Source organism: Phenylobacterium sp., assembly GCF_020402505.1.
In the GTDB taxonomy this organism is placed as follows: Bacteria; Pseudomonadota; Alphaproteobacteria; order Caulobacterales; family Caulobacteraceae; genus Phenylobacterium.
The window spans coordinates 1-5640 of the sequence record NZ_JADBZL010000168.1; the positions used below are offsets into that span (position 1 = coordinate 1).

The 5640-nt window shown below is 69.9% G+C and carries 7 protein-coding genes; 2 read left to right on the forward strand and 5 right to left on the reverse strand.

Going from position 1 to position 5640, the window contains the following annotated elements; translation table 11 throughout:
- On the forward strand, nucleotides 1-768 hold a 768-nt coding region (locus tag IM632_RS11725; protein ID WP_296552368.1), incomplete at its 5' end, for a lysophospholipid acyltransferase family protein.
- A 2-nt stretch (nucleotides 769-770) separates the two neighbouring features.
- Here the strand turns inward: IM632_RS11725 and IM632_RS11730 are convergent.
- The 5 genes from IM632_RS11730 to IM632_RS11750 form a co-directional block, all read right to left on the reverse strand.
- Nucleotides 771-1649 (reverse strand): M23 family metallopeptidase, encoded by an 879-nt coding sequence (locus IM632_RS11730; protein WP_296552370.1) that lies wholly within the window; start codon nucleotides 1647-1649, stop codon nucleotides 771-773.
- Nucleotides 1628-1843 carry a DUF2093 domain-containing protein gene (locus tag IM632_RS11735; protein ID WP_296480370.1) on the reverse strand — a complete coding sequence of 72 codons (216 nt, stop codon included), beginning with the start codon at nucleotides 1841-1843 and terminating at the stop codon, nucleotides 1628-1630. The genes IM632_RS11730 and IM632_RS11735 overlap by 22 nt, the downstream gene beginning before the upstream one ends.
- A 44-nt stretch (nucleotides 1844-1887) precedes the next feature.
- Complete coding sequence (gene xseA / locus IM632_RS11740; protein WP_366817609.1) at nucleotides 1888-3291, reverse strand: exodeoxyribonuclease VII large subunit; 1404 nt, start codon at nucleotides 3289-3291, stop codon at nucleotides 1888-1890.
- Nucleotides 3292-3383: 92 nt separating this feature from the next.
- Nucleotides 3384-3890: a GcrA family cell cycle regulator gene (locus IM632_RS11745; protein WP_293513817.1), complete on the reverse strand. Its 507-nt coding sequence runs from the start codon at nucleotides 3888-3890 to the stop codon at nucleotides 3384-3386.
- 175 nt (nucleotides 3891-4065) lie between these two features.
- A complete protein-coding gene (locus IM632_RS11750; protein WP_296480374.1) occupies nucleotides 4066-4599 on the reverse strand; it encodes a carboxymuconolactone decarboxylase family protein in 534 nt (177 codons plus the stop codon).
- A 106-nt stretch (nucleotides 4600-4705) separates the two neighbouring features.
- Here IM632_RS11750 and IM632_RS11755 point away from each other — a divergent pair, with 106 nt between their 5' ends.
- Entirely contained in the window at nucleotides 4706-5530 is an 825-nt protein-coding gene (locus IM632_RS11755; RefSeq protein WP_293517095.1) for an ABC transporter permease, read from the forward strand.
- The last annotated feature ends 110 nt before the right edge of the window (nucleotides 5531-5640 follow it).

The window sequence follows — 5640 nt, forward strand, 5'->3', positions numbered from 1 at the left end:
ACCTCCACCCACCGCGTGGCGGAGACCAACATCCGGATCGCCTTCCCGGACCTGCCGCCGGCACAGGTCAAGGCCCTCCTCAGGGCCCAGTGGCGGGCTCTTGGCCGGTGGGCGGCGGAGTTCCCCATCCTGGACAAGATCATCGCCGACCCCGCCCGAGTCGAGGTGGTGAACGCCGGACGGCTGGAGGCGATCGCCCGCAATCGCGAGAGCGTTGTGTTCATTTCGGGACATTTTTCCTCGATGGAGATCATGCCGGCGGTGATCATCCACGCCGGGATCACCTGCCAGATCACCTATCGCGCCACCAACAACCCCCACGTCGACGCCCGGATCCGGGCAAGCCGCTTCCGGTACGGGGTGCGCCTGTTCGCACCCAAGGGCGGCGACGGCGCCCGCGAGCTGATCCGCGCCCTGGCGAGGGGGGAGTGCGTCGCCCTGATGAACGACCAGAAGTTCAACGGCGGGGTCCTGGCGCCCCTTTTCGGGGTCGACTGCCATACGGCGCCGGGGCCTTCCAGCTTCGCCCTGCGGTTCGGCATCCCGCTGGTTCCCATGTCGGTCCAGAGAATCCACAAGGCCCGCTTCCGGGTTGTCGTGCATGAGGACATCCGTCTGCAGGACACGGGCGACCGGAATGCGGACATCGTCGCCGGCGTGCGGCGGGTGAACGCCTTCATGGAAGAGCGGATCCGCGACCGCCCCGAGGAATGGTTCTGGGTCCACAAACGATGGCCCAATGAGGTCTACCGCCGGGACAGGTCCTGAGGTCAGGCCGGCGCGCGCACGCCCAGCAGGAGCATCGGGTCCAGCCGCCGGTCGCGCCACTTCATCCGCCAGCACAGGTGAGGACCGGTCGCCCGCCCCTCGCGGCCCACCGCGCCGATGACCTGCCCGCGGACCACGGCGTCTCCCTCCCGGACCTGCACGGCTGACTGGTGCAGGTAGGCGGTGATCAGGCCCTGGCCGTGGTCGATCATGGTCAGGCCGCCCTCGTAGTGCAGGCCGGTCTCGGCGAAGCAGACCTGGCCTGACGCCGGCGCGAGGATTGGCGTCCCGGCGGGAGCTGCGAGATCGGCGCCGTAGTGCGGCGTCATCGGCTCCCCGTTGAGGATCCTCTGACCGCCAAACCGGCCTGACAGGCGAAACTTGCGGAGGGGGCGGGCAAATCCGCCTGCGAAGTCCTCGGTCGCGACCTGGCTGGCCCAGCCCTTCGCCTTGCGTTCGGCCTCGGCGGCGATGCGAGTCAGCAGGGCCTCGCCCTGTGGCTTGACCTGTTGGGGCGGAAGGCCGTCGATCCGCTGGATATCGAACACCCCCGGCGCCACCGCCAGTCGCCGCTCGCCGACCAGCCTGCCGGCGCTGGAGACGCTGATCACGACGTCTGCAGGACTGTCCCGGTCGAGGCCGACGACAAACAGCCCGCCGGGCGAGGCCTGGCCGACGGCGACGCCGTCCACGGCGATCGCGGCGCCGGGAAGCGTGCGTCCGATCAGTGTTCCCCCCTGCCGGGGGATTCCGGCCAGGCGAAGGACCGGATCGCGGTCGGCGGCGCGCGCCGGCGCAGCGGCGAGGCCTGCGGCCGAGGCCAGGGCGCCCACCAGGGTGCGGCGGTCCATGCGACCGGTCAGGGGTTCAGCCCGCGCCAACGGGTCAGGGCCTCCGCCGGCCCGGCGTAAGCCTCCTGCTGGACGGCGCTCCAGTAGCGAAGCGCCTCAAGCGGGATCTTCACCCCGGAGACGGCGCAGAGGACGAATCGGCCCGGGCGGACGACGGTGAAATCGCCGTCGCCGTAGTGGAGTACGGCCAGGTCGGGCCCGCCGGTCTTGTTGGATGCGTCCATGGCGGCAGTCTAGTCTCCGTCGGGCGCCGCGAAAAGGCGTCGGATCAGAAGAGGTCGCCCTGCCGGGGAGGACCCGGCGGCGGCTCGATCACCGCCCCGCGCTCCACGTCCGAGAAGACCAGACGCACCGCCTCGCCGGGGGCGAGCGCCGCCCCCAGGCGGACGAGGCCGCCATCGGCCCTGTGGACCCTGGCGAAACCGCGGGCGAGCGGGGCGCCGGGGTCGGCCGACCTCAGGCGCGCCGACAGGGCGGCCAGTCGCTCCGAGGACAGGGCGAGGCTCCGCCCCAGGGCGGGGGCGAGGCGCGGAAAGAGCGCCGCCAGGCGCTCCGCCTGGGCCTGGCGCGGACGTGACAGGAGTCCCGGCTGGAACCGACCGGCGACCCGGGCCAGGCGGGTCTCATGGGCCCCGACATTCCGAGACAGGCCCGCCGCGAGTCGATTGCGGGCCAGTCCCAGTCTCTGTTCAGCCAGCTCCACGAGGTCGGGGACCCGGTCCAGGCTCCGGCCCAGGGTCTCCACCCGACCTCGGCGGTCAGAGACCAGGCGGCCGCCGGACCGGTGCAGGCGTCCCGACAGGTCGGCGAGTCCGGCCCGCAGCTCAGCCAGGACCGGAGTCGCCATTTCCGCCGCCGCCGTGGGGGTGGGCGCCCTCCGGTCCGAGACAAAGTCGATCAGGGTGGTGTCGGTCTCGTGGCCCACCGCGGAGATCAGCGGGATCCTGCTCGCGGCCACGGTGCGGGCCAGGGCCTCGTCGTTGAAGGGCCAGAGGTCCTCGACCGAGCCGCCGCCCCGGGCGACGATCACCACGTCGGGACGCGGGACGGGACCGTCCGACGGCAGGTCATTGAATCCGCGGATGGCGGCGGCGACCTGTGCGGCGGCGGCCTCACCCTGGACCACCACGGGCCAGACCAGAACCTGGCACGGCCAGCGGTCACGGATGCGGTGCAGGATGTCCCGGATCACCGCCCCGGTGGGCGAGGTGATCACGCCCACCACGGAAGGCATGGCCGGCAGGGGCTGCTTTCGCGCGGGATCGAAGAGGCCCTCCTCGGCCAGCCGCGCCTTCAGGCGTTCCAGCTGGGCCAGCAGGGCGCCGACGCCGGCGGCCGTCATGCTTTCGATGACGATCTGATAGCGCGAGCCCTGGGGATAGGTGGTGATCCGACCGGTCACCACGACCTCCAGGCCCTGTTCGGGGCGCACGGAGAGGTTGCGCACCGATCCCTTCCAGACCACCCCGTCGATCACCGCCTTCTCGTCCTTGAGGGACAGGTAGACGTGGCCGTTGGAGTGGAAGGTGACCTTCGAGAGCTCTCCCCTCAGGCGGACGAAGCCGTACTGGTCCTCTAGGGTGCGCTTGAGGGCGAAGGCCAGCTCCGAGACGGAGTAGGCCCGGGCGTTGTCCGGGTCGGCCGCGGCGGGGTCGGGGCGAAGGTCGGTCATGGCTGGAAAGGGACGCGCCCGGCGACGTCAAGGCAAGTGCAGAAACCGGCCCCGGGTCGTGGCGCGCCCCCCATCCCCAACGGATGCCGGACCTAGATGTAGCGACGCAGGCTGCGCGCCAGCTCGTTGGCGCTGGAGCGCTTCTTCGTCTGAGCGGGCTGGTAGGCGACCCGGGCATGCTCCACGCAATAGGGCCCCTCGCTGGCCCGGCGACCGCAGAAGGTGAAGTCGTCGCTGGACGGATCGCCGATCGGCCACTTGCACATGTGCGCGCCCAGGGTCAGCACGGTCGCGGAGCCGGGCGCCTCGTCCACATAGCGGGCGGGCGGCTGGGTCACCGGGGCGGCGGTCGCAAGGGGCGGCGGAGCAATCCGGCGCGGCGCTGCGGGGGCGGCCGTCTGGCGCGCCGGCCTCGGCGCCTTGAACACCGGGCGCGCCGGCTTCGAGGGTGCGGCGCGGCCGGAGAGCCCCAGCCTGTGCACCTTGCCGATGACCGCATTGCGGGTCACGCCGCCGAGTTGCTTGGCAATCTGGCTGGCGGACAATCCGTCCTGCCAGAGTTTCTTGAGCAGTTCGACCCGCTCGTCGGTCCAACCCATGGTTCGCTCCACCATCCTGCCCGGCTTGAACGCTCAGCGTCGCCGGGATCAATATCTTGTGCCAGAGCTTACGCCCAACCTCGCCCTGCCACAACATATCGTAATGGAAGCGGGCCAGACCACAATCGGCGCCATGGCGTCCATCCACAGAAACCAGATGTAGCCCGGCGCCGGCTCAGATGGGGCAGGCGGCGACCTCAAGCTGCAGCAGGGCCAGGACCCGGCCGAAGCCGATGTACTGTCCGGCCATCATCGAGAGCTCGAGAAACTCTGCGTCCGTGAACAGCCGGCGCATGTTGGCCACGTCGTCGTCCGAGATGTTGTGGTGGTCCACGGCCATCTTCTCGGCGAAGTGGATGGCGGCGCGCTCGCGGGCGCTGAAGCCGGACTCATCGACCCTGTCGACGCCGGACGCGGCCTCTTCCTCGCTCACCACCTCCGGCGCCATGCGGACGGTCTTGCACAGGACGCAGCCGTTGAGGGTGGCGATGCGCAGGCGGATCAGTTCCTTCAGCCGGGGCGGCAGCACGCCGGCCCCGCCGGTGTGCCAGGGATGATAGAAGGCCTGGTAGGCCTGGACGAGGTCCTCGGCCGGGGCGAAGGCGCGGGCGAAATGGCGGCCAAGCCAGTTCTCCTCCGGCGTCGCGTCATGAATGGCCTTCATGTAGGGCGGCAGGGCCTCGGGCTCGATCAGCGGCAGTCGGGACATGGGGTGGTCTCCTGTTATCTGGGCCCAAGGCTAGACGCGGACGCGCCGGGGGCAAGGGCCGACGAGAGCGCTTGCCACCGCTCGCCACCCGGCGCACATCTGGGCCATGACCGATACATCCTCGTCCCCGTCGCCTGTGATCCCCCCGGAGCCGCGGTCCTATCCCGGCTTTAACTGGGCGGGGTTCCGGACCCTCTACGTCCGTGAGGTCATGCGTTTCTGGAAGGTGGGCATGCAGACCCTGGCCGCCCCCGTCGTGACATCCCTCCTTTACATGATGGTGTTTGTCGTCGCCGCCCACGGCGCCCGTCCCCCGGTGCATGGATACGACTTCGCCGCCTTCGTGGCGCCCGGGCTGGTGATGATGGCGATCCTGAACAACGCCTTCGCGAACTCCTCGTCCTCCCTGCTCCAGGCGAAGATGAACGGGCTCATCGGGGATTTCCTGACGCCGCCCTTGAGCCCGGCGGAGCATGTGGCGGCCTTTGGCCTGGGCGCTGCGACCCGGGGCGTTCTGGTGGGCGCCGTGACCGCCGCGGTGATCATCCCCTTCTCGCACCTTCCGGTCAGCCAGCCCTGGGCGATCCTCTACTTCGGCCTGGGCGCGGCCCTCATCCTGGGGCTCCTGGGGATCATGGGCGGGCTCTGGAGCGAGAAGTTCGACAACATGGCTGTGGTGACCAACTTCATCATCATGCCCATGACCTTCCTGTCGGGCACCTTCTATCTGGTGGAGCGCCTGCCTGAACCCTTCCGGACCCTCAGCCACTACAACCCGTTCTTCTACCTGATTGACGGATTCCGGTACGGCTTCCTGGGCTATGCCGAGGGCTCCGTCCTGGCCGGGGCGGTGATGACGGCGGGCCTCGTCGTGGCCCTGACCTGCGTCTGCCTCTGGATGTTCGACACCGGCTACAAGATCAAGAGCTGAGCCCGCAAACATTGACATTCCGGCCCATTGGGCGGAGAAGTCGCAGCCTTCCAGTCCCCGTCGCCCCGCGGCGGGGACGTTACGTTTTGGAGGGTTCCCGATCGTGACCC

Excerpts from the sequence above, each read along its gene's own strand:
- IM632_RS11750 (WP_296480374.1), bottom strand. The coding sequence starts at position 4,599 with ATGTCCCGACTGCCGCTGATCGAGCCCGAGGCCCTGCCGCCCTACATG.
- xseA (WP_366817609.1), bottom strand. The coding sequence starts at position 3,291 with ATGACCGACCTTCGCCCCGACCCCGCCGCGGCCGACCCGGACAACGCC.
- IM632_RS11755 (WP_293517095.1), top strand. The coding sequence starts at position 4,706 with ATGACCGATACATCCTCGTCCCCGTCGCCTGTGATCCCCCCGGAGCCG.
- IM632_RS11735 (WP_296480370.1), bottom strand. The coding sequence starts at position 1,843 with ATGGACGCATCCAACAAGACCGGCGGGCCCGACCTGGCCGTACTCCAC.
- IM632_RS11745 (WP_293513817.1), bottom strand. The coding sequence starts at position 3,890 with ATGGGTTGGACCGACGAGCGGGTCGAACTGCTCAAGAAACTCTGGCAG.